At 43.7% G+C, this 23,974-nt stretch carries 26 protein-coding genes; 18 read left to right on the top strand and 8 right to left on the bottom strand.

Going from position 1 to position 23,974, the window contains the following annotated elements:
* The first annotated feature begins 117 nt into the window (after positions 1-117).
* The 8 genes from R7F67_RS08270 (at position 118) to R7F67_RS08235 (ending at position 8,350) form a co-directional block, all read left to right on the top strand.
* Complete coding sequence (locus R7F67_RS08270) at positions 118-321, top strand: hypothetical protein (RefSeq protein ID WP_031777159.1); 204 nt, start codon at positions 118-120, stop codon at positions 319-321.
* Positions 322-486: 165 nt separating this feature from the next.
* Positions 487-1,137 carry a YceH family protein gene (locus R7F67_RS08265; RefSeq protein WP_005373594.1) on the top strand — a complete coding sequence of 217 codons (651 nt, stop codon included), beginning with the start codon at positions 487-489 and terminating at the stop codon, positions 1,135-1,137.
* Positions 1,134-1,451, top strand: coding sequence for a GIY-YIG nuclease family protein (locus R7F67_RS08260; RefSeq protein ID WP_053304534.1), 318 nt, complete (start codon positions 1,134-1,136; stop codon positions 1,449-1,451). Before R7F67_RS08265 ends, R7F67_RS08260 begins: the two co-directional genes overlap by 4 nt.
* A 330-nt stretch (positions 1,452-1,781) precedes the next feature.
* Entirely contained in the window at positions 1,782-2,879 is a 1,098-nt protein-coding gene (locus tag R7F67_RS08255; protein WP_005385634.1) for an autoinducer 2-binding periplasmic protein LuxP, read from the top strand.
* Entirely contained in the window at positions 2,879-5,455 is a 2,577-nt protein-coding gene (gene luxQ, locus R7F67_RS08250) for a quorum-sensing autoinducer 2 sensor kinase/phosphatase LuxQ (RefSeq protein WP_017635176.1), read from the top strand. The genes R7F67_RS08255 and luxQ overlap by 1 nt, the downstream gene beginning before the upstream one ends.
* Positions 5,456-5,750: 295 nt before the next feature.
* Positions 5,751-6,206 (top strand): transcriptional regulator SlyA, encoded by a 456-nt coding sequence (slyA, locus tag R7F67_RS08245; protein ID WP_017635177.1) that lies wholly within the window; start codon positions 5,751-5,753, stop codon positions 6,204-6,206.
* Positions 6,207-6,241: 35 nt separating this feature from the next.
* Positions 6,242-7,300 (top strand): HlyD family secretion protein, encoded by a 1,059-nt coding sequence (locus tag R7F67_RS08240; RefSeq protein ID WP_005373588.1) that lies wholly within the window; start codon positions 6,242-6,244, stop codon positions 7,298-7,300.
* Positions 7,301-7,312: 12 nt separating this feature from the next.
* Entirely contained in the window at positions 7,313-8,350 is a 1,038-nt protein-coding gene (locus tag R7F67_RS08235) for a DUF2955 domain-containing protein (protein WP_065275183.1), read from the top strand.
* Positions 8,351-8,352: 2 nt separating this feature from the next.
* On the opposite strand, the gene R7F67_RS08230 is transcribed toward R7F67_RS08235, so the two are convergent.
* Positions 8,353-9,015 (bottom strand): flagellar brake protein, encoded by a 663-nt coding sequence (locus tag R7F67_RS08230; protein WP_318057146.1) that lies wholly within the window; start codon positions 9,013-9,015, stop codon positions 8,353-8,355.
* A gap of 95 nt (positions 9,016-9,110) precedes the next feature.
* Positions 9,111-10,037, bottom strand: a complete 927-nt coding sequence (locus R7F67_RS08225) for a DMT family transporter (protein WP_225466125.1) — start codon at positions 10,035-10,037, stop codon at positions 9,111-9,113.
* Positions 10,038-10,185: 148 nt separating this feature from the next.
* On the opposite strand from R7F67_RS08225, the gene R7F67_RS08220 reads away from it, so the two are divergent.
* Positions 10,186-10,641 carry an Lrp/AsnC family transcriptional regulator gene (locus tag R7F67_RS08220; RefSeq protein WP_005373581.1) on the top strand — a complete coding sequence of 152 codons (456 nt, stop codon included), beginning with the start codon at positions 10,186-10,188 and terminating at the stop codon, positions 10,639-10,641.
* A 5-nt stretch (positions 10,642-10,646) separates the two neighbouring features.
* Positions 10,647-11,270, top strand: coding sequence for a class I SAM-dependent methyltransferase (locus R7F67_RS08215; RefSeq protein ID WP_005373579.1), 624 nt, complete (start codon positions 10,647-10,649; stop codon positions 11,268-11,270).
* Between the two features lie 525 nt (positions 11,271-11,795).
* Here the strand turns inward: R7F67_RS08215 and R7F67_RS08205 are convergent.
* A complete protein-coding gene (locus R7F67_RS08205; RefSeq protein WP_138940090.1) occupies positions 11,796-12,344 on the bottom strand; it encodes an ATPase in 549 nt (182 codons plus the stop codon).
* Between the two features lie 103 nt (positions 12,345-12,447).
* On the opposite strand from R7F67_RS08205, the gene R7F67_RS08200 reads away from it, so the two are divergent.
* From R7F67_RS08200 to secF, 4 genes are all read left to right on the top strand, one after another.
* Entirely contained in the window at positions 12,448-13,116 is a 669-nt protein-coding gene (locus R7F67_RS08200; RefSeq protein ID WP_225466127.1) for an SH3 domain-containing protein, read from the top strand.
* Between the two features lie 168 nt (positions 13,117-13,284).
* Complete coding sequence (locus R7F67_RS08195) at positions 13,285-13,764, top strand: hypothetical protein (RefSeq protein WP_033906372.1); 480 nt, start codon at positions 13,285-13,287, stop codon at positions 13,762-13,764.
* 164 nt (positions 13,765-13,928) lie between these two features.
* The gene (secD, locus tag R7F67_RS08190) at positions 13,929-15,767 is read left to right on the top strand and encodes a protein translocase subunit SecD (protein ID WP_154204239.1); all 1,839 of its coding nucleotides are present in this window, start codon (positions 13,929-13,931) and stop codon (positions 15,765-15,767) included.
* 2 nt (positions 15,768-15,769) lie between these two features.
* Entirely contained in the window at positions 15,770-16,672 is a 903-nt protein-coding gene (gene secF / locus R7F67_RS08185) for a protein translocase subunit SecF (protein WP_005373567.1), read from the top strand.
* 58 nt (positions 16,673-16,730) lie between these two features.
* Here secF and R7F67_RS08180 read toward each other — a convergent pair whose 3' ends face one another.
* Together R7F67_RS08180 and R7F67_RS08175 are read right to left on the bottom strand one after the other, a co-directional pair.
* Positions 16,731-16,997, bottom strand: a complete 267-nt coding sequence (locus R7F67_RS08180; protein WP_172563731.1) for a hypothetical protein — start codon at positions 16,995-16,997, stop codon at positions 16,731-16,733.
* Positions 16,998-17,012: 15 nt separating this feature from the next.
* Positions 17,013-17,633, bottom strand: coding sequence for a LysE family translocator (locus R7F67_RS08175; RefSeq protein WP_258475559.1), 621 nt, complete (start codon positions 17,631-17,633; stop codon positions 17,013-17,015).
* Between the two features lie 739 nt (positions 17,634-18,372).
* Between R7F67_RS08175 and R7F67_RS08170 the strand changes: the two genes are divergently transcribed.
* The 4 genes from R7F67_RS08170 to phaC all read left to right on the top strand — a co-directional run bounded on the left by R7F67_RS08170 (position 18,373) and on the right by phaC (position 22,568).
* Positions 18,373-19,113, top strand: a complete 741-nt coding sequence (locus R7F67_RS08170) for an SDR family oxidoreductase (RefSeq protein ID WP_005373555.1) — start codon at positions 18,373-18,375, stop codon at positions 19,111-19,113.
* A gap of 12 nt (positions 19,114-19,125) precedes the next feature.
* Positions 19,126-20,334 (top strand): acetyl-CoA C-acetyltransferase, encoded by a 1,209-nt coding sequence (locus tag R7F67_RS08165; RefSeq protein ID WP_031777157.1) that lies wholly within the window; start codon positions 19,126-19,128, stop codon positions 20,332-20,334.
* A gap of 44 nt (positions 20,335-20,378) precedes the next feature.
* Entirely contained in the window at positions 20,379-20,726 is a 348-nt protein-coding gene (locus R7F67_RS08160) for a phasin family protein (protein ID WP_005373550.1), read from the top strand.
* A gap of 66 nt (positions 20,727-20,792) precedes the next feature.
* The gene (phaC, locus tag R7F67_RS08155) at positions 20,793-22,568 is read left to right on the top strand and encodes a class I poly(R)-hydroxyalkanoic acid synthase (protein WP_017819891.1); all 1,776 of its coding nucleotides are present in this window, start codon (positions 20,793-20,795) and stop codon (positions 22,566-22,568) included.
* Between the two features lie 170 nt (positions 22,569-22,738).
* Here phaC and R7F67_RS08150 read toward each other — a convergent pair whose 3' ends face one another.
* Genes R7F67_RS08150 through R7F67_RS08140 form a run of 3 tightly spaced genes read right to left on the bottom strand, consistent with a single transcriptional unit; the run spans position 22,739 to position 23,947 of the window.
* Positions 22,739-22,873, bottom strand: coding sequence for a TIGR02808 family protein (locus R7F67_RS08150; RefSeq protein WP_005373546.1), 135 nt, complete (start codon positions 22,871-22,873; stop codon positions 22,739-22,741).
* An 11-nt stretch (positions 22,874-22,884) separates the two neighbouring features.
* Positions 22,885-23,463 (bottom strand): NapC/NirT family cytochrome c, encoded by a 579-nt coding sequence (locus tag R7F67_RS08145; RefSeq protein WP_005373542.1) that lies wholly within the window; start codon positions 23,461-23,463, stop codon positions 22,885-22,887.
* A gap of 28 nt (positions 23,464-23,491) precedes the next feature.
* On the bottom strand, positions 23,492-23,947 hold the full coding sequence (locus R7F67_RS08140; RefSeq protein ID WP_005389061.1) for a nitrate reductase cytochrome c-type subunit: 456 nt from the start codon (positions 23,945-23,947) through the stop codon (positions 23,492-23,494).
* Positions 23,948-23,974: the final 27 nt, after the last annotated feature.

Raw genomic sequence — 23,974 nt, 5'->3', positions numbered from 1 at the left:
ATAATCGTGCTGCTTTCTTCGAGTTTTGGCCAACATCGTAGAATCCATCGATTAATTGTCATAACGTGGCCTTCACTATATTATCAACACCATTGAATGCAAAATGATGAACTTGATATGGACTCTGGTAACACTGCGGAGCAAGTAAATAGTCAAGATAATGAGCAAGTCACTCGCTCTGTGGCTGAAAAGTTAAAAACGGCGTATATCAACGCCCGTGAGCAACTCGAAATCATCGAAGTTGAGCTTAATCGTTCAAAAATAATGATGGTCGACCAAGATGGCAATTTGACGAGAGTGCCGATTCTCTCGGAGCATTGATACCTGACCCTATTCGTAAGGGGTGTCAGGTCTTACGCTATGCTTTAGCCTGACACCAACACCTGAACCGCTAACGCTTCTTGCACTGCTGTGTGAATTTATGGAGTATGATTTCGAAGCGATTTAGGTACAAAGTCAAATGCAAAAATAATAAGGAAATGCATTATGAAAGTTGAGCTAACGGCAATTGAAGCACGAGTTATTGGTTGCTTGATCGAAAAAGAAGTCACTACCCCAGATCTTTACCCCCTCAGCCTAAACGCATTAACCAACGCGTGTAATCAAAAAAGCAACCGTGATCCCGTGATGTCACTCTCTGAGTCAGACGTTCTCGATGCCGTTGATGCTCTTATTGAGCGCAGGCTCGTCAGTGACGAAAGTGCGTTCAACAGCCGCGTCAGCAAGTATCAACACCGTTTCTGTAATACGGAATTTGGTGATTTAAAGCTGACAGAGCAGGAGAAGGGCATTGTATGCTGTATGCTTTTGCGCGGTGCTCAAACACCTGGGGAAATTCGTACTCGTACTAATCGTCTCGCGACATTTCATGATGTAAAAGAAGTGGAAACGGTCCTTGAGCATTTAGCAAGCGAAGAGAAAGGACCATTAGTGGTCAAATTACCACGTGAGGCTGGTAAGCGGGAGTCGCGTTATATGCATTTGTTCTGTGGTGATGTTGATGCGTCCGAACTTGCAGCGCCTGTGTCTGCTGCAAGCTCGAGCTCCGATCGAGTAAGTCAGCTAGAGCTCGAAGTCGCTCAGCTGAAAGAAGAGCTGGATGAATTAAAAGCTAAGGTTGAGTCACTGCTTTCATGATGGAAAATACAACGCAGCGTTGGAGTGTCTACCTGATACGAAATAACCGCAACGCGTTGTATTGTGGTGTTACCAATGATGTTGAACGAAGATTCAATCAGCACCAAACCGGAAAAGGAGCGAAAGCTTTGAAGGGAAAAGGCCCTTTGGTATTGGAATGGTCATCGGATTTTGAGTCAAAGACGCTTGCCATGCGAGCAGAGTACTATATTAAGCAACTAACTAAAGCGAAAAAAGAGCTGCTCGTTATGTCAAAAGCAAATATTGTCGTCGACGAACATCAACAAATGATGTTAGAGATAGTGGCACTCTGATAAGCCCTTGCTACGCAAAGATACACGGAAACCGCCTATGTCACATTGGCGGTTTCTTTTTGTTTTTGGAGTACCATGTAGGAATAAACTGACGCATAATGGGCTGGTGTTCTGTTTAAAGGGCCTGAATATGAAAAGCGCGAAATGTCTCTACGTTATCGAGACAAAGGAAGCGACTCAATGTACTTTATTTGCATCCACTCAGACCAAGAACCAATTTACTATTGAAACAGGCACTAAGAGGAAGGTAGATTACAAGAGTATAGGATGACTCGGCTAGGTAATGAATAGAGCTGAATTAGGCTCATAAAAAAGCTAAAAGAGCAGTAGATGAAAAAAGCGTTAGTATTCTCCCTGATTTCAATGGCCGCTTTTGCGCCGAATGTGCAGGCCACCCAAGTTCTTAATGGGTATTGGGCATATCAAGAGTTTTTAGACCAGTTTCCACAACAGAAGCAGTTAACTAGTGCGTTGGCTGAAGTGGTAAGAGAAACCCCTGTACCCGTAGCAAAAGACAAAAAGCGTCCACTGAAAATTTCTGTTGTTTATCCAGGGCAGCAGATCTCTGATTATTGGATTCGAAACATCGATGCGTTTGAAAAACGCCTAGATAAGCTTGATATCGACTATCAACTAAATCAAGTGTTTACTCGTCCTAATGCAGATATAAAGCAGCAAAGTTTGTCTTTAATGGAGGCGCTGAAAAGCAACTCCGATTACTTGATCTTTACTCTAGATACCACAAGACATCGTAAGTTTGTTGAGCATGTCTTAGATTCAAAGAAAACCAAGTTAATTTTACAAAATATCACCACACCTGTTAGGGATTGGGAACATCATCAGCCGTTTCTTTATGTTGGTTTCGACCACGCAGAAGGAAGTCGTGAATTGGCCGTTGAGTTTGGCAAGCGTTTCCCTAAACATAGCCACTATAGTGTTCTCTACTTCTCAGAGGGCTACATTAGTGACATCAGAGGCAACACTTTTATCAACCAAGTGAACCGCGATAATCAATTTGAACTACAATCTGCTTACTACACCAAAGCAACAAAGCAATCTGGGTATGAAGCTGCAAAAGCCAGTTTGGAGAAGTATCCGGACGTTGACTTCATTTACGCGTGTTCTACCGATGTAGCATTAGGTGCTGTTGACGCTCTTAAAGAGTTAGGTCGTGATGATGTCATGATCAATGGTTGGGGCGGCGGTTCAGCAGAGTTAGAGGCGCTTTCTAAAGGGGAGTTAGACGTTACCGTTATGCGTATGAACGATGATACAGGTATTGCAATGGCTGAGGCCATTAAGTGGGATTTAGAAGGAAAGCCAGTTCCCACCGTTTACTCTGGTGATTTTGAAGTCGTTACCAAATCGGACTCTCCAGAAAGAATTGAAGCATTAAGAAAACGTGCATTTAGATACTCAGATAATTGATGACAACTACATCAAAAACAAGAAAGCGTCGCTCACTGTCGACGCTTATTACCAAAATAATTATTCTCGTACTTGCTCCGATCATTCTAGGCATCTTTGTTCAGAGTTATTACTTCTCGAAGCAGATTATTTGGCAGGAAGTCGACCGAACCAAGCAGCAGACCTCTGCCCTGATCCTGAACATTTTTGATAGCCATTTTGCAGCGATTCAGATTCATCACAACAGCAATTCGAAAAGTGATGTTGTATTGGATTTTTATACAGAACGTGATGAAGAGGCACTCAATTACTTTTTCATGAGTATTGACCAGAGTGATCCTTCCCATACACCGGAGTTTCGTTTCCTAACCGATCATCAAGGTATTATTTGGGACGATGGCAACGCGCATTTCTATGGCATCAACAACCTGATACTTAGCCGACTTGCCAGTCAAGTGACCTTTAGCAACAACTGGTATTATCTACCCTCACAGACCCCGATGGGAACTCGCCATCTGTTACTTCGTCGCGTACCCGTTTTACAACCTAAAACCGGTGAAGTGATGGGGTACTCTTACAATGTTGTTGTTTTAGATAATAACTTTGGGTTGATGGAAAGGCTAAAAAATGAAGGCAACGTCGACAATGTTGTGTTGGTCGCTAACAACACACCATTGGCAAGCTCATTAGTAGGAGATGAGGCTTATCAAATATTTGACGTACTCAAACGACGAGAGTCCCAGCACAAGCTTGACCAATTATTGATCATCAAAACCCCTATTGAGGTAAATGCCGCCGAGACTGACTTGTGCTTGCTTACTGTGCAAGACAATCAGAGCGTGGTGACATTGCAAATCCAACACCTGCTAGCAATGCTAGCCTCAGTTATCGGTATGGTCATGATTGCGCTAATGACTAAAGAATGGATCGAGAATCGAGTAGTTGAAGAGTTAGGATCCCTGATGGCATATACCCGCTCGGCTCGTGAAGAAAAAGGATTTGAGCGTTTTGAGGGGTCAGATATTGAGGAATTCGATCATATTGGTTCGACACTAGAAAACACTTTTGAAGAGCTTGAAGCACAAAAGCGGTCTTTCCGCGACCTGTTTAACTTTGCGTTATCACCTATTATGGTGTGGTCTGAATCGGGTGTGCTTGTCCAAATCAATCCGGCAGCACGCAAAGAGTTAGTCATGGAAAACGATGTTGAAACCATGCACCCAGTGTTCAAAGGTTTCAAAGAAAAGTTGATGCCACACCTTCGCATGGCGGCTCAGGGAGCTACGTTGACAGGCGTTAATGTGCCAATTGGAGACAAAGTATATCGCTGGAACTTATCGCCGATTCGAGTTGATGGAGATATTAGCGGTATTATTGTTCAAGGTCAGGATATAACCACGCTTATTGAGGCGGAAAAACAGAGTAACTTGGCGCGCAAAGAAGCAGAAAAATCTGCTCAAGCCCGTGCCGACTTTCTGGCTAAAATGAGCCATGAGATCCGAACGCCAATCAATGGAATTTTAGGGGTTGCTCAATTGCTAAAAGACTCTGTGGAAACAGAAGAGCAGAATAACCAAATTGACGTACTTCGACATAGTGGTGAGCACTTACTTGCTGTTTTGAATGATATTTTGGACTTTTCGAAGATTGAGCAGGGTAAGTTTAATATCCAAAAGCACCCGTTTTCTTTCACTGATACAATTCGAACGTTAGAAAACATTTATCGTCCTATTTGTGAAAGTAAAGGCGTCAACCTTGTCATTGAAAACAAAATAGATCCCAATGTTGAAATCTTTACTGACCAAGTTCGTCTGAACCAAATTTTATTCAACCTAGTCAGTAATTCTGTGAAGTTTACGCCCTCGGGTAGCGTGCGCTTGCATGCGGAACTGGAGCAGTTCTATGGCGCTGACAATAGCGTGCTGGTCGTGGAAATTACGGATACAGGTATCGGCATCGAGTCTGACAAACTCGACCAAATGTTCGAACCTTTTGTTCAAGAAGAAGCAACAACGACTCGAGAATACGGTGGTAGTGGCTTAGGGCTGACCATTGTGAAGAGCCTTGTCGACATGCTGGAAGGTGATGTTCAAGTCCGCAGTCAGAAAGGTTTAGGAACGACTTTTGTCATTACAATGCCAGTGAAAGATCGTGAGCGAGTACTCACCCCTCTTGATTCGAGTTTGCGAGTTAAGCCAGGTGAACTATTTGCAGAGAGTCTCAAAGTGTTGTTGGTAGAGGATAACCATACTAACGCATTCATTCTAAAAGCGTTTTGTAACAAGTACAAAATGCAGGTTGATTGGGCGAAAGATGGGTTAGAAGCAATGGAATTCTTAAAAGATCATACTTACGATTTGATACTGATGGACAACCAACTTCCGCATCTTGGTGGAATTGAAACGACCAAAGAGATCCGACAAAAGCTGAAACTAGGCACGCCAATTTATGCGTGTACTGCTGACACCGCGAAAGAAACCAGTGACGCCTTTATGGAATCGGGTGCGAACTACGTGCTTCTCAAGCCGATTAAAGAAAATGCGCTCCATGAAGCATTTGTGGATTTTAAACAGCGGTTCTTAGTTGAGCGAACATAAGGAATTGGCTCACTACGGGATAATCCAATTATTCATTATCTGAAAAGCACAACACCATGACTGTGGGTTGTGCTTTTTTGTATCTGACCCTTTTACTCTTATACAAATCAGACTTTATTGGTCTCGACGTTTGTTGTGTACATCGCTGCATTTCAAATTCAAACATCGTGTTGTGTTACTTAGATTTCTGCCCCTTCACTGACGCACCCAACGTGATTTCAATCACAAAAAGATATTTACTTAGCGTGCTAACTATTTTATATTACTTAGCACGCTAAGTAATTGAGTAGATCTTATGATTCAAGACATCAACAGTTTGCGAGACCTTTCTCTGGCTGAGAAATTATCTCGTGTTGCTCGTTTGTGGAAAATGGTTGCAGATCGCGAGTTAGAGCCTTTAAACCTAACGTATCCGCGTTGGACTGCGTTATGGAAGCTTTATCGAATGGGTGACAACATCAGTCAGAAGCATTTGGCTGAAGCGCTTGAGATCGAGTTAGCGTCGTTGATGCGAACATTAAAATTATTAGAAGAGCAATCTCTGATCGTTCGCCATTGCTGTGAACACGATAAGCGAGCACGTATTGTTAGCCTCACAGAAGAGGGGAAAACCCTACTAAAGCAAATGGAGGCTCGGATTCTTCAAGTTCGAAGCAAGCTCCTAACGGACATCAACGACCAGGAACTTCAGCAGCTTTCATTGATTCTTGATCAGATTGCTCACAATGCGCTTGATTCACTTAGCGAATAAGTCAGAAAACCGAATAAAAAGAGAAGTAAACGCCTATGACTCCAGATCAAAAATTCGCACGTTGGATCAAATATTCTTGCGTCGCGTTTGTCCTTGTCTTTGCCTATTTTCTAGTTGCAGATCTCGCCATGCCGTTGACGCCTCAGGCAATGGCAACGCGTGTGGTAACTAAAGTGGCCCCCCGTGTGAGTGGGCAGATTACGCATCTTTATGTTGCCAACAACCAAGAAATAAGCCAAGGCGATCTACTATTTCAGATTGATCCCCAGCCTTATCAGCTCGCCGTAGAAAAGGCTCAACTTAACCTTGAGCGTGTGATTCAAAACAACGAACAACTTGATGCTTCTATTGCTGCGGCAAAAGCAGACGTTGAAGCGAGCAAAATCGTGGCGGAACAAAAAGTTCGCGAAGCAAAACGTCTTAATACTCTGTTTCACCGTAATGGTACTTCGCAACAGCAGCGCGATGACGCACAGAGCAGTGCAACGGCAGCTAAAGCGAACTTACTGGCCGCACGTGCTCGTTTAAAAGAGTTGGAAGTAAACCGCGGTGATTTAGGCGCGACGAATGTGAATATCCGCGTAGCGCAAAACCAGCTAAAACAAGCGGAACTTAATCTGTCTTACACTCAAGTCTCGGCGGAACATGATGGCGTTGTCGCTAACTTGCAGCTGGAGACGGGGGCCTATGCGGCAGCTGGTACACCTCTTGTCGCTTTAGTCTCCGATGACGTGGATATCATTGCCGACTTTCGTGAAAAGAGTTTACGACACTTTAATCAGAACAGCCGTGCGTTAGTGGCTTTTGATAGCTTGCCTGGTGATGTATTTGAAGCTCGTATTACGAGTGTGGATGCCGGGGTCAGCTCGGGTCAATTCGATGCGGATGGTCGCTTAGCAACACCAACTGACTCAAACCGTTGGGTGAGAGACGCGCAGCGCTTACGTTTACATTTAGCTATCGATGAGCCTCAGCAGCGTGCATTTCCAGCAGGGGCTCGAGCAACCGTGCAGTTGCTGCCAGAAAACGCATTATCTGGCTGGTTAGCGAGATGCCAGATCCAATTCTTGAGTCTTCTTCATTATATTTATTAACGAGGAGGCGATATGAAGTTATGGGACCACCCCATGTCGGAAAACGACTTCCGTCAGTGTTTGCGCATTGCAACTGGTGCGACTATTGGTTTCACTTTATGTAAAGTATTTGGTTGGAACTATGGCGTATTCTTTACTGTAACCCCGATGTTGTTACTTGGAATGGTGCCAGTCATGAGTCTACATGCCGCACGACAACTGATTTTTTCAGCGGTTGTGTGTGGATTAGAAGTTGGTGTGCTTGGTGGGTTATTTGGTGGGCACCCAGGCATGATGACAATCATTGCATTCGGGTTGTTCCTATATAAATTCGCCTGTATGTCAAAAGGGAGCTTGTTCTTATTTGGAGCGAACAGCGTACTTAGCTTAAGCATCATGCTGCATTTTGCTAGTTATCCAACCACGGACTTAAATGACCTAATATTTAGCAACCTGCAAGCGAATGTTATTTCAGTGATCGTTGCTTATGTGGTGACATTTTTGATTCCCGATGCGGAACCTCGTCAGCCACCAGCGAAACCGTCGCAGCCTAAACAGAGTCATCGAATGCGTCATGAAGCCCTTATGGGGGCGAGTATCGCTACAATGTCTTTCCTTGTATTCCAGCTATTTGACCTGAGTGACTCTATGTCTGCTCAGGCGACAACCTTACTTTTATTGTTTCCTATGCATTGGAACGGTGCTTTAGGGTATGCGCGAAAAAGAGCAATGGGGACCTTGATGGGGGTGACCTTTGGTGTTGTCGGACAACTTGTATTATACGATTGGTCGGATACCTTATTGTTTATCGTCCCATTGCTTTGGATTGGTGCGATGATGTTCAGTTATATGCACGTGAAAGAGTCTAGCGGTTCGGGAGCCGGATTTGGCGGTTTAACCACATTAGGCATTTTGTTCGGCCAATATCTTACTCCGGATGGTGACTTAATGTTCAGTGCGCTGTATCGCGTGAGCAGTATTTTGTTTGCTATTGTTGCGACGCTGCTTGTGACCTATACGGTTCACAGAATACTCAACAGCTTTGAGGCGACGCGCTTTAGCGAGCAGTAAGTTCAGACGTTACTGGTTAGAAAGGATTGCTCCAGTAACTCTGTTTTTAGTTCGTGAGTCATCGCAATGGGACTGGCAAACTTAATTCCAACTACCCATCCCTTCACCAATTTCTTAATGTTGGCAATGACACATCGATTTTCTTCTCCGATATAGTGGCTTAACGGGCATTCGATGGTAACACTCTCACCCACGTTGAATTCGGGCTCCATCAAGGTTGATATACCAACACCTGCTAGAGAGAAATCGATAAGGCTACCGTCGTAGACATTCCCTGCATGAATAACGTTACAGTCCATTTGCAACTTGTAACGCTCATGTTCCCGAACTGGTTTGGTTGCAAATGTTCCTGGAATGCGGATAAACAAAAGGGGGGATGGTCGAACGGTCGTCGTCAGCACGCTAGACTTAAACGCAATGACATGGCCTAACTCCGTATCTGATACACCACGCACGATGACATCGGCGTTGGGGAGTTTTCTCATCACTTGCTCTTCAAGCAAACGCATTGGTATATCAAGAATCAAATAAGCATTTTCTTTCATCCCCAGATAGGTGGTGGAATACGTATATTGATCCTTAGGCCCAAATTCGAAATTAGTAGAAAGCTTCATTCCCGGTTTGAGAAACCTATGCAGTTCATCTTTAGTATGAGTGGCTGGCATCACATTGGCGTTTTAATTTTTTAGTTAAGCTGAGGCTATCAAAACGCCATTTTGTTATTCAAGATAGTAAGGCATAAGTTTTTGTAAAATCATCGCTATCTGTGAAGTGATGGGCGATAAGTTTGGTTCATTCCATCTTTCATAAAGATTTGGCTTGCCACAATACTGCCGCATGTGACCAACATCAGCGCTAACCAAGTGAGAGAATCTGGTTGTTCACCAAAAATTGGAACGGCAAGAAGTGTCGCGACGACTGGAGTTAATGAACCAAAAGCAGCGCTGGCTTCGGCACCGATGATCCTAATTGCATAAATGAAAGTGAAAGAAGCGATTAAACCTGCGCCAACACCTTGTAGCATCGCGTGGCCAAATAACTCCTCCCATGGCCACTGGCTGAACGGTGTTACCACCAAATAACTGTCTACCCACCCGAAACCAACGGCGATGATGAGCAGAGCCAAAGACGCGATTGCAACGAATCCTGCACAGACGTGTGCATTAAGATTGGCGACACGAGCGCTGATGGTGAAAGCAGCCCACATGATGCTGCCAGTTAGAAACAGGATATGCCCTTGTAATTGAGACCAGTTGTACTCTGCGCCGCTATTAGAAAGAAGGAATACGAAAATCCCTAACAACACCGTAGAAAGCCCGATTAAGCGGTGAGCACTCAGCGACTGTTGATAACAAAGTACCGCGATAGCAGAAACAAACAATGGCAAAGTGCCAGGTACTAATGCACTGCCGTGCGCCACGGGAGCGAAATGCATAGCCGTTCCGACGACCAGAAGATAGGGAAGGCCGCTTCCAACCACAACACCAACCAGGTAGCGTTTAGGCACTACGCGCAGCGACTGTTTATGCTTAATCACAAATGGTAATAAAATTATACTTGGGATTAGAAAGCGAACTAACGCGATATCGGCTGGCTGCAAGGCAGAAATTGCGCCCCCTTTTAAAGAAATAAAGAAACCAGACCAAAGCAGTAAGGTCGTTAATATAGCTGCGTATCCCAAGATCATTATCGACATGTCCATTTGTAAATGATGTGTTAATTGTTGAATAAAACTCTTGCCAAAGGGAGGCAAAGTTTGACGTAATTAGGCTTGATGTTGGTGATAAATTGCGTATAAGTGTTAATTGTTGGTGATTAAAGGCACGGAAGAATAAATGGATAAAATTGACAGGCAACTTATCAACCTAATGCAGAAGGATGCCACTCTGACAACGGCAGAACTTGCTGACCAAGTAGGGCTATCGGCATCACCTTGTGCAAGACGCATTAAGCGTTTGGAGCAGGAAGGTGTAATAAGTGGTTATCGAGCTATTGTGTCCAGAGACACTGTAGGCATCGCGATGACTGTATTTGTTGAAGTGAGTTTAAATAACCACCAAGCTTCTTCGATTGATGAGTTTGAACATGCCGTTGTTGAGATGGATGAAGTGATCTCATGCCATGTCGTATCAGGGGCCTATGATTACCTGTTAGAGGTGGTCAGTAAAGATCTCGCTGGTTATGAAACATTTACTAGAAAGTTACAGCGATTAGAAAATGTGAAAGATATTCATACCCACCTGGCGATTAGACAAGTGAAAGGAAATGGCAGTTTGCCGATTTATGCATAAGAAAGATGAAATTTTTCGATAGACTTAAGATTGCCCACTATCATCGAAAGCGATATAGACAGTTTGGTAAAGACAGAGCCCGAACTCTGGGATGGGCAGATAAGTATAGTCAGATCAGCCGTTTTGAGGCGTTGTGCCGAGGGTTAACGTTAGACGGTTCAAGTATTTTAGATATTGGGTGCGGCTACGGAGACTTGTTAGCGTTTATCGAACTTACGGGGGGGCTTCCTCAAAGCTATATTGGCATTGATCAGCAAAAACAGTTTATCTCTGAAGCCAGAAAACGAGATTTTCGTACGCAAAGTAAGTTTATATGTGGCGACTTTTCAACGTTGGTATTGCCTCGTTGCGACTTTGTTTTTGCTTCCGGATCATTGAACTATCAATCCACCAACCCAAATCATACCATTGAAATGATTGATAAAATGTACCGAGCGACAGAGAAAGGTTGTGTGTTTAACTTGTTGGATGAATCCAAACTACCCAGCATGAAAATGTTAGCGTCGCACAATAAAGAAGGTGTCTTTCGCTATTGTCGGTTGCTGTGTCCGAATACACGATTGATTGAGGGATACTCCGAGCACGACTTTACGATTGCCATGATCAAAAAAGCGGAGTCCGTTTCCTGACTCCGCTTAATAAATTCTTAAGCCTTATTGGTTTTTGTATTGTGAGATTTCACAGTTACCTGTGTATCTATCAACCTTGAATGAGAACGCGGCTGAATGGTATTCCCTCCCATCACTCCATATTGTTTCTCCGAAGATTTTACACAGATCCAAATCACTGATTGAACCGAACTCTTTTACGTGCCTAACTACTGACAAAAACTTGGCTTTGGTAGCATTAGGACATTCCCTGTTACTTAATCGATTGATAACCATGTTTGTAGCATCATCTCCAGCCAAATGTGACTTTTTATTAAATTTTATTAATGGCTAAACTAACCAAAAAATGTCCATAAGTAAAGCATTAATGTGACGTATGTCTCTATAAATTGATTGTCTTGGTCATGGTTTAGTCAAGTTTGTCAAAGAGAACAATCCCATTATTTACATTTGATATCATTCACGACTAAGGAAAGAAAAAAGCACGAATAACGTCCAATATTGGAGTGAAAAACCAACATCGTCTATTCAAAACTGGCTCTGTTTTTACTTCGAAACATCTTGAGCGTATTGAAGCGCTCGAGCTTCTTTATCATAGACTTGTGACAGAGTTTGATATTGTGAAGAGAGGCGCTTGTAATCTTCAGCAAGTTCCAAAGCGTTGGTGTTATACCATTCCGCAGTTATTTGATTGACGGTTTTGTTTGACTCGCGGCACTTTTGGGCCAGGATCTCCCACCCATTAGCTGACCATTGGGATTGTGTGCTCAATTTAAGCAGTTGATTCGCTTTAGTTGTGAGCTCTTCTTTGTATTGAATCGATGCTTTTAATTGCGCTTTGAACACATTTTGGTTCGACTTGGCACGCCAAAGTAGCACGAGCTCATGCAGTGAAAAGGTGTCGGACAATAACTGACGCTGTTTATGTTCCGTTAAAAGTGTATTGAATACCTCAACATGCTGATTGTAATTGGACTCTAAACGATTGAATTGGGTAAGATTGTCATTCCACGACGATGGGTTACATTGAATATTGGCGTGCCCCGTTATCGGGAACAGAAGAAATAGTAGTATCCAATTGAGTCTGTTGATCATTATTGCTCGCGTTAGTTGACCTGCTCTTTTGAGTATATACCCAAATTTCTACGACATACGTGCTGCTGGTGGGATAAGAATAAAGAATGAAAAGGAAAAGGGCATGAAGAAAATTCTCGTCGCATTGATTGTCATGCTGTTGCTCGGCGGAGCGGGGGCTGGATACTATTTCTTCGTTATGCAGAAAGATGAACCTGAAGCACCAAAGGCTACGCAAGTCGAGCAATCTTCACTGCAAAAAGAAACATCCAAACCGATTCTGGATTTAGAAGCCGCTCCCCCGGAAGTTACCGAGTACTACGTCATTGAGCGTCGTGTCAATGTTTACAACAAGCCTGACCTTAATGCTTTAGTTGTCGATACGCTCTATAAGGGAGAAAAAGTATCGGTGTTAGAAAAAGTAGATGGGTGGTACCGAATCTCCGGCTATCTTGTCTATGAAGAGGGTGGTGAAGAAAAAGCCGAATGGTTGAATGCTGAAGGGTTATCGGATGCAGAGCCAGTTATTAAAGAGCAAGAGCGCTTAGAGATATTGGATGAATACCTACAGAAGTCGGATGATTTAAAAGTTCACTTGGATATTTTCCGTAAGAAAACACAGCAATTGTTAGACGATGAAACCTGTGATCCGAGTGATTTTGAGGAGCTCGGAGGCTGGGTTCGTTCTGTGACGTTCAAAAAGCGCAACGTTTACTTCATCTATTGTGGCGGTTTGGAGCAAGAGAACAAGATCTACTTAGATGTTGATAAGGGCGATATTTTTTATCGATAACTCACGACCAATTACACTAGTTCTCTAAAGACGTTTTGATAAATGCAATAACGATGCAAACCTGAAATCAGAGATTTATAACTTTTTAGTTGTGAACCATAATCAATAGGAATACTATCAACGAGTCAAGTGACCTAACTTGGCTCTTTGTGTTTTTAGTGAGTTCCTATGTCTTGGATTTACCTTAGAAAGTTGATTTTGCTGCTATTTGCAATGGTATTGCTACCAGTGCATGTATCTGCTGCGCAAATCGACCACAAGGCTCACGTACCGCACTTTTCTAAGCTACAACCTTTTGTAGCCGCAAGTGTATCGCCAAACTCTTCCGTCGATTTTTCTGAAGTCTCAGAAGAAAGCTCTCAATCTCCAGTATCTGAAGGCCATGCAAGTCTCGATTCCGTTGCTTTGTTTAACTCTCAGCGCTGGACGTCTTACTTACGGGAAGGGCTTGATGACGAGCACGTAGATTTTGTCGGCGATCTCACGACTCCGTTTTACGCTGATGCGGGTTACGCATACAGCTTGATGGACATTAACTGGCGTCACAACCAGTCCACATTTTATCATTTCACAAGCGATCATCGCATTTCTGGTTGGAAAGAGACCAATGCCATGTACGTCGCACTCAATAGTCAGTTTTCTGCCTAAACACCATTTATTTGCACCATTGTGCACTCTTAACACGACGATTGTATTCGACAGGACGTGAGCGTTCTGAGCATTTCATACCCTGAATTTATTCTGGGAGCATCTGTCGTGTGTTAAGCCTTGTTATTAAAAGCTTCACTTCATCGTGAAGGGATGATGTTTACATGAAAAAAACACCAAAGCAGCAAAAGAACAGAAAGCTGATGAATCACTACTCAGCTTGGAAATATGTAGTATTAATCACGACGGTCATTATTTTAACCCTAAGTGCTATACCAACTTGGTTTGGCGAACAGCCTTCTATCCAGTTGACGTTTTCGGAGCAAAACAACAGTGAAATGTCGGTTGTTCATCTGAATCAACTGCTAAAAACCAACCATATTTCAGCCGACAAAATCATCGAAAAAGACGGCAAAACAACCATTGTATTCGATGGTGAAGATGCGCAAAGTAAAGCTCGTGCGTTGTTAAACAAAGAGCTAAATAAAGACGACAGCATCACTTTCTCATACGTATCGGTTGCGCCAGAATGGTTGAATGAGATGGGCTTTAGCCCAATTAAGCTCGGTCTTGACCTTCGTGGTGGCGTTCAGTTCTTGTTGAATGTTGATGTGAATAAAGCGTTTGAAGAACAACGTGATGCGTTGATTGATGAAATCAAAGCGAACCTACGTGATCAACGTGTTCGTGGTGTGCAAGTTCGAGCAGAGAGCGGCAACCGAATTACGGTAAACAGTGACAGCGAGCAAGCATTGTCGGAAGTGAACAAGTTCTTGCGTCAAAACTACCCGGGCTGGATTTCAAAAAGTTCATCTCGTGGCTTTGTGCTTGAACCGAGTGAACAAAATATCCAAGAATTTCAATCGTCGACTCTTCAACAAAACCTGAAGATCATGCGTGGTCGTATTGAAGAACTTGGTATCACAGAAGCACTAGTGCAACGCCAAGGTAAAGAGAGCATTCGAATTGAACTCCCTGGTGTACAAGATCCTGCTCAAGCGAAAAACGTTATTGGTGCAACAGCAAGCTTGGCGTTTTATGAAGTGAAAGATGCGAGCCAAGCACACAGCAGCCAAGATCTTGTTCTTCAAGATAATGATGGTCGTACTGTGATTTTGTCAAAACGACCAGTTCTAACGGGCGAGCACATCGTGAACGCTCGTGCTGGTGTCGACAAAATGGGCATGTCAGAAGTCAATATTTCTCTTGACCACGCTGGTGGTAAGAAAATGAGTGACTTCTCAGCAACTCACATCGGCAAGCCAATGGCGACCGTTTACCGTGAATACAAAACAAACGATCGCGGTGTAACTGAGCGTAGTGAGCGCGTTATCAGCGTCGCGACTATTCAATCTCAGCTTGGTAGCCAGTTCCGTATTACTGGGGCAGGTAGCATGGACGATGCGCAGCAGTTGGCGCTATTGCTTCGCGCGGGGTCACTGACCGCGCCGGTTACTATTGTGGAAGAGCGAACAATCGGTGCTTCTCTGGGGGCAGAAAACATTGAAAACGGTTTTGCAGCACTGGCTTTAGGTATGGGACTAACACTGACCTTTATGGCACTTTGGTACCGCCGCTTAGGTTGGGTAGCGAACGTGGCGCTTTGCGCCAACATGCTTTGTTTGCTTGGCTTAATCGCCTTGTTACCAGGAGCGGTTCTAACGCTTCCGGGTATTGCCGGTTTAGTGTTAACCGTCGGTATGGCAGTAGACACCAACGTTATTATCTTTGAACGTATTAAGGACAAAATGCGTGAAGGCCGCAGCTTCGCTCAAGCGATTGATCTTGGCTTTGACAGCGCATTCTCGACCATCCTTGATGCCAACATTACTACCATGATCACCGCCGTGATTTTGTACGCCATCGGTAATGGCCCAATCCAAGGCTTTGCCTTAACACTCGGATTAGGTTTGTTAACCAGTATGTTTACAGGCGTATTTGCCTCTCGAGCAATGATCAATTTAATTTGGGGCCGCGATGCCCGTCGTGATGTGAGGGTTTAATCATGGTCGAAATGCTAAAACAAAATATTCGTAAAATTCGCTATTTTACTACGCTAGTTTCCATCATTTTAACGGTGATCGCGATCGTCGCTCTAGGCTTTAAAGGGTTGAACCTAGGTTTGGACTTCACTGGCGGTATGGTGACAGAAGTAAAGGTAGATAAGCAGCTAACTAACCATGATCTGCTTGACGTTCTGCAACCAAAGCTTGGTGAATCTGCGTCAGTGACGCGCTCTGGTGAAGATGGCCGTTGGGTGATTCGTTACTCTGCGCCGGAAGATGGACAAACGTTGCCAAGTGTAGAAGAGGTGTTGAAGCCAATCTCTCACCAAGTTGATGTTGTCAGCAACAGTATAGTTGGCGCTCAAGTTGGCCAAGACTTGTTTGAACAAGGTGGCTTAGCATTGTTGATTTGTGTGTTGAGTATTCTCGGTTACTTGTGTTTCCGTTTTGAGTGGCGTTTGGCCAGTGGTTCACTGTTTGCTTTGGCCCATGATGTGATCTTAGTGCTTGGTTTCTTTGCAATTACTCAAATGGAGTTCAACTTAACCGTTTTTGCAGCGGTGTTAGCAATTTTAGGTTACTCATTGAATGACTCGATCATCATTGCAGACCGAATCCGTGAGCTGTTGATTGCGAAACAGAGTTGGAAAACAGAAGACATCAATGATCAAGCTGTTATCGCGACGTTTTCACGCACCATGGTGACATCTGGTACGACATTGATCACTGTTGGTGCATTATGGATTATGGGAGGAGCGCCTTTGGCTGGTTTCTCAACCGCCATGTTTATTGGCGTTCTGTCGGGTACATGGTCTTCGATTTCGATTGGTACTGTTCTGCCGGAGTGGTTGAAACTGGAGCCGAAACATTATCTTCCAGTTGAGATCGACGCTGCGCCGTAGCATTATTTTTAAGGTAAAAGTGCTTGCGCCACTCATCTTGAGTGGCGCTTTTTTGTGCTTATTTCACGCGCATCAAGCGATGTTTCACAAGTCCCAAATCGAACTCTAAGACTTGTGAGCGCTTCATTGCTTCGACTTTATTCAACATTGACTCTTGGTAGCCTTTCTTCTTCATCCACTGAAGAGGTACAGAGAAAGCATCTTCATTAACGACATAAGACTCGCCTTTATGCTCACCGGTATAGACGTTCACAACCCAAACTCGGGCTTGAAAGTCCAATACTTCACCCATGACTTGAGCGATTTTATTCAGAATATTTTTCATTGTTTCCAGTTTGCCTTAGCTTAGTAGCAACCAGACACCAACTCCCATCATTAAAGTGCCTGCGATACGGTTCATTAGACGTACATTCTTAGACTGACCTAATACGTGTTTCAACCCTTTACCACCAGTAGCGTACAGAGACATGCAAATGAACTCAAACAGTAAAATAATGGAGACAAGTATGATCAGTTGCGGTGCAAGCGCTGCGTTTTGGTCTATAAAAGGCGGTAAAAGAGAAATCATAAATGCCCAGCCTTTTGGGTTTGCGATTGCGGTAACGAAGCCTTGCATGATAAGTGCGATATTGTCACTCTTTGGTGTTTCTAAGTTGTCGACATTAATCGCAAGTTTCCCTCGCGATCGCCACATTTCAACACCAAGATAGAGTAAATAACCGCCACCAATGAACTTTAACGCGATAAACATCCAAGGATAATTGAGCATAATCGCAGCGATACCTAACACCGCAGAGACTGACACCAGCGCGACACCGAGAAGTTCCCCTATCATCATCCATAACGTGCGACGATAACCGATAGTCATACCTAACGTTAGGGCGAGAGTCATGCACATACCAGGTGTGATTGAGACAAAAAAGAAAGTAGGGATGAACATACTGAGCAATGCAAGATTCATATCTGTTGATGATTTAGTGATTAAAGAGAAGCCACAAAGATAGTGCAAAGTGGAAAAGGATGCTACTACAAAGCGAACGATTACTTTCACTAGTAGCTAGTTGATGTTCTTCGAATATATAAATTTAAAATGAAATTATATTTTAATCTATGCGTCATAATAGTGCGTATTGCACCAGTATGAGACAAGCTCTTATATCATTTTTAGATTAAATATATTTAATTTATTATATTTTATCGGTATTAATCATCACTGTATTAAAATAATCGAATTGATAACTAAATTATCATTAAATACAGTAATTAAATGATATGTTTGATAATTATTTTTACTGATAATTGAATTATTATTCTAATCTCAAGTTTGTTGTAATCATATAGGCTTAAAATTCAGATCTTAAATCATGACATAATGTAACGTCTACCATTCTGTATGTAAGTACATGATATTTAATAATTATGTTTCTATTTCTGTTGGTGTGGCTTTTGTGGAAGTGTGATTTAAAACAATGACTTATGTAAAATTAACCATTTTATAACATTTCACGGGTAATGAGATCTAAATCAATCTTATGCAATTGGGTGAGTTTTTTATTTGAAATGTAATATTTCTAGGTTAACTTAAAATAAAGGCAGCACGGGATTGGTTGTCAAAAGAATAAATAAACACGTCAGTTGGTGAACTATTTCATCAGTGTATTAAGTTTGCTTTTTAAATGCCGTTAAGAATGGAGTCTTCAATGAAGAAAGTCGCTTTGATCACTGGATCAAAAGGCGGAATTGGTTCTGCTATTTCCTCTCAATTAGTCAATGACGGTTACCGTGTAATCGCTACTTATTTCACAGGTAACTACGAATGTGCGCTGGAGTGGTTCAACAGCAAAGGGTTTACCAAAGATCAGGTTCGCCTTTTTGAGTTGGATGTAACAAACACGACAGAGTGTGCAGAGAAATTGGCGCAATTGCTTGGGGAGGAAGGAACCATTGATGTTGTTGTCAACAACGCAGGAATCACACGTGATGGCGTGTTTAAAAAGATGACTGCGCAAGCTTGGAATGATGTCATCAATACCAACCTCAATAGTTTATTCAACGTTACGCAACCCCTCTTTGCTGCAATGTGCGAAAAAGGCGGTGGTCGTGTCATCAATATCTCTTCAGTCAATGGTCTTAAAGGGCAGTTTGGTCAAGCAAACTACTCGGCGGCGAAAGCTGGGATGATCGGTTTCTCTAAAGCCTTAGCATACGAAGGTGCTCGCTCGGGTGTGACAGTTAATGTTATCGCTCCGGGTTACACGGGTACGCCAATGGTTGAGCAAATGAAGCCAGAAGTGCTGGAATCCATCACGAACCAAATTCCAATGAAACGTCTTGCGACACCAGAAGAAATTGCAGCATCAGTGAGCTTCTTGGTCAGCGATGCGGGCGCCTACATCACCGGAGAGACTTTGTCGGTGAACGGCGGCCTATACATGCACTAAGGAGAGAAGATGATGGAAAAAGTATTTATCGTAGCGGCGAAGCGTACTCCAATTGGTGCTTTTGGTGGCAGCCTGAAAAATACTTCTGCTGGCGATCTGGCAGCAGTAGCGATTAAAGGCGCGTTGGAAGCGGCAAAGTTGCCTGGCGACAAGGTTGACGAAGTGATTGTCGGCAACGTTGTTGGTGCAGGTCAAGGAATGGGTGTTGGCCGCCAAGCGGCACTGTTTGCGGGGATTCCTGAATCTGTTCCTGCATATGGCGTAAACATGGTTTGCGGTAGTGGCATGAAAACGGTCATGGATGCCGTGTCCCATATCCGTAGTGGCGATGCTGAGATCGTTGTTGCAGCGGGTGTTGAAGTCATGTCTCAGATTCCATTTGCTGCACCAAGCAGCATTCGTGATGGCAACAAAATGGGCAATCTGGAACTGAAAGATCTGCTCGTAGCGGACGGTTTAACCGATGTTTACAACCAATATCACATGGGTGTGACGGCAGAAAACGTAGCAAAACAAATCGGCTTAACTCGCCAGCAGCAAGACGAATACGCGCTGTCTAGCCAACAGAAAGCGGTAGCCGCTATCGAAGCTGGCAAATTTCAAGACGAAATTGTGCCAGTGGAAGTAAAGCAACGCCGTGAAACCGTGATGTTTGATACGGATGAATACCCAAAAGCGAACGCGACAATGGAAGCCTTAAGCAAGCTACGTCCTGCTTTTGACCGCGAAGGCACTGTGACTGCGGGTAATGCATCAGGCATTAACGATGGCGCGAGTGCGATTATCGTGGCGTCTGAAAGCGCAGTTAAAGCGCATGGATTAACGCCGCTTGCTGAGATCGTAAGCTATGCGCAATCGGGTCTTGATCCGAAGATCATGGGCCTAGGTCCTGTTGAGTCGGTCAATAAAGCACTCGAAAAAGCGGAACTCACAGTAAATGACATCGACGTTTACGAGTTAAACGAAGCATTTGCAGCGCAAGCACTTGGCGTGATTCATCAGTTGGCGGAAACAAACCAAGTTCCAGTTAACGCGATTCAAGATAAAGCGAACTTTAACGGCGGTGCTATCGCGCTAGGACACCCGCTTGGTGCATCTGGAAACCGAATCTTAGTCACGCTGGTTCACGAGCTTCATAAGCAAAATGGTCAATATGGCGTTGCTTCACTTTGTGTGGGCGGCGGCATGGGCACGGCTGTGGTTGTAAAGACAGTTAAGTAATTATTTAAACGGACATTTTTAATTCTTTCTCTAGGAGACAAACCATGTACACAGATTTCTTCAAAACATTTAGCGATCAAACTGAAAAAAATCTAGAACCTTACTTGAAGTTCAACAAGCTAGTGACAAAAAACGTAGAAGTGTTGACCGAGCTTCAATTGAACGCCATTCGCACATACAGTGAAGTGGGTCTAAACCAGATGAAAGCAGCGACAGAAATCAAAGACGTAACGTCATTGACTGCTTTCAACAGTCAGCAACTAAGCGTACTTACTAAACTTTCTCAACAAATGATGGATGACAGCAACAAGCTTCAAGCGATTGCAAAAGAGTTCAAAGAAGACGTTGAGAAAATGACTTCGGAAAATCTAAAGACTGTTACTCCAGCGTAATTTGTCCGATTCTCGCCGCCCCTAGATTTGGGCGGCGTTGTTTTTTCCGAATATAGGAGTAAGACTATGTTTCAACACTTCTTTTCGGACTATCTTGTGAAGCTTCAGGAAACCAATCATCAGTGGTGGCATGATTTCGAAGTGAACAAGGCAGTCGTGAACTCTCCTTTAAACAAGGCCATGCAAGAAGTGAACTTTGAGGATACTGCCAAACTGTTCGAACAAGCTGCGAATCAGCCTGCTGCGATTTTAAAGCTGCAAGCACAGTGGTGGGAACAGCAGCTGCAAATTTGGCAGAATGTTGCATTGGCAGGGAACCAAGCACAAATCGTCGAAGCTGAAAAAGGGGATAAGCGTTTCTCAAACGAAGCGTGGCAAAATGAAGCCATGTATAGCTTCATCAAACAATCCTACCTTTTATTTAGTAAGACCTATCTGGACACCATCGAGTCTTTGGAAGGCTTAGATGAAAAGACGAAAGAACGTATTATTTTTTTCTCTCGCCAAGCCATTAACGCCCTTTCTCCTTCCAACTTCATCGCCACTAACCCAGAGCTTTTGAAGCTGACACTTGAGCAAAACGGTCAAAACTTACTGGCAGGCTTAGAGCAGTTGAAAGAAGACGTTGAGTCGAGCGCAGACATTTTAAAAATTCGTATGACGAATAACAATGCATTCCGCGTGGGAGATGACGTTGCGACGACACAGGGCAATGTGGTTTTTCAAAACGAATTGTTTGAGTTGATTCAATATCGACCTCTAACAGAGAAAGTGAATGCGACGCCGCTGCTCATCGTCCCACCTTTCATCAATAAATACTACATCCTTGATTTAACAGCAAAGAACTCAATGGTTCGATGGTTGTTAGAGCAGGGGCATAGTGTATTTATGATGTCTTGGCGCAATCCAGGCAAGGCACAAGCGCACATAGAGTTTGGTGACTACGTGACAGAAGGCGTAGTGAAAGCCGTCGCTGCAATTGAAGATATAACAGGACAAGAGCAAATCAATGCTGCTGGTTATTGTATCGGTGGTACTGTTTTAGCAAGCACGGTTGCCTACTACGCTGCAAAACGTATGAAGAAGCGCATTAAGTCTGCCACTTTCTTCACCACGTTGCTCGACTTCTCTCAACCAGGTGAAGTCGGCGCGTATATCAATGACACCATTGTTAGTGCAATTGAAGCGCAAAATAACGCAAAAGGGTATATGGACGGCCGTTCCTTAAGCGTGACGTTTAGTTTACTGCGTGAAAACAGCTTGTACTGGAACTACTACGTCGACAATTACTTGAAGGGTAACAGTCCGGTTGATTTCGACTTGTTGTACTGGAATAGCGATAGCACCAACGTCAGCGCTGCATCTCACAATTTCTTGCTTCGCGAGCTCTATTTAGAGAACAAGCTGGTGCAAGATAAAGGCGTCAAAATTGGTGGAGTATGGATTGATCTAAATAAGATCAAAATTCCTAGCTATTTTGTGTCAACGAAAGAAGACCACATTGCGTTATGGCAGGGAACTTACCGTGGTGCGCTGAACACGGGTGGTAACAAAACGTTTGTCCTCGGTGAATCTGGTCATATTGCGGGCATCGTGAACCCTCCAGCTAAAAATAAGTATGGTTATTGGTTGAACGATAATTTGGATGACTCTGCTGATGAGTGGTTGAATAACGCGGAACACAAAGAGGGATCGTGGTGGACACACTGGAACGAGTGGTTACTCCAATTCAACCCTAAAGAGCAAGTTGAGCCTTTCCCTATTGGCTCAGAAAACCATCCGGTTATTGATGAGGCGCCAGGACAATACGTCAAACAGGTTCTGCCAGTAAAAGAATCTTAAACGACTCCCTATAGCAGTAAATCTTAGCGGCCTTTATGGTCGCTTTTTTTATGTATGACTGCTTGTTTATTGTTGGCAAGTACCATTGATTAATAAATAAAAAGCGCCGAGCATTTGCTCGGCGCTCAGTGTCAACAAATAGGCTAGTTGACGAGTAGAGATGCGTTACGTTACACCTCTTTATCCTTACCAAATGACAGCAGCCAGAGAGAGATTGCTGCTACCGCCACAAAGCCGGAAAGAATAATCACTGGCATAGCACTGTAGCCAAGGATATGCCAAATTACAGATTCTAATGTACTCATGGTAAGTCTCCTTAGTGCCAGCCTTCAACGCCGCTCATGTCTGGTAGTTTGTGCGCAATACCTTTGTGACAGTCTACACATGTTTTCTCGCCTGAAGCGAGAGCGGTGGAGTGTTGTTCTGCCGCACGTGATCCTTGCTGAGAGTAATCCATGAAATCAAACTCATGACAGTTACGACATTCAAGAGAGTCATTCTTTTTCATACGTGCCCACTCTCGCTCTGCGAGGTGTCCACGACGCTCTTGGAACTTCTCTGGCGTATCGATCGTCTTCGTTACGAAGTGTGCAAATAGCTCTTTAGATGCCTGTACTTTACGAACGATCTTATCCGTCCATTCATGAGGAACGTGACAGTCTGAACAAATCGCACGAACACCAGATCGGTTGGAGTAGTGAATTGTTTCTTGAATTTCAGCAACGATCGGCGCGTGACAGCCAGAACAGAATTCTTCTGTGTTGGTTGCTTCCATACCTGTGTTGAATGCGCCCCAAAATAGAAGGCCACCAGCGAAGCCTAGAAATAAAACCACACCAGCGGCAGCTTTACTCGGGCTCGACAGTCTCTTCCAAAACGCTTTAAGTATTTTCATAAGTAACCTCTTAGTACTCGCGTTTCAATTACTGAAGCGAATCGACTGCCTTAAACTCGTTTTCCACTAGTGGTTTTGCATCCGTTTGTGGAACGTGACATTGCAAACAGAAGTAACGACGAGGAGACATATCTGCCAGTACCGCATCTTCTCTGTTTACATAGTGCGTTACGCTAATTTTAGTCGCACCTGACTCTTTTGCATTTTTCCAGCTATGACATGCAAGACACTTGTTAGCATTTAACGAAATTTCGTAGTGACGAATGCTGTGTGGGATCAACGGTGGTTGATAAACATAGCTGTCTTCAACGATTTGATCTTTAGGGAAGTCTTTGAACTCGTCTGCTGGACGCGTATCTTCCAATTGAGACATTCCACGTAAAGATTCTAGACCACCAATACCACCTGGATTATCCAACTCAGCTTGCGCAATGCCTGTCACTAACGCACCTACAGATAAAACTGCGACAAGTAATTTTTTCATCATTTCATCTCCGCCTTTATGGCTTAA

It is taken from the genome of Vibrio sp. YT-17 (assembly GCF_033337375.1).
Lineage (GTDB): Bacteria > Pseudomonadota > Gammaproteobacteria > Enterobacterales > Vibrionaceae > Vibrio > Vibrio alginolyticus.
Note: the sequence above shows the minus strand (reverse complement) of the source record. Positions and strands in the feature narration are given on the sequence as shown.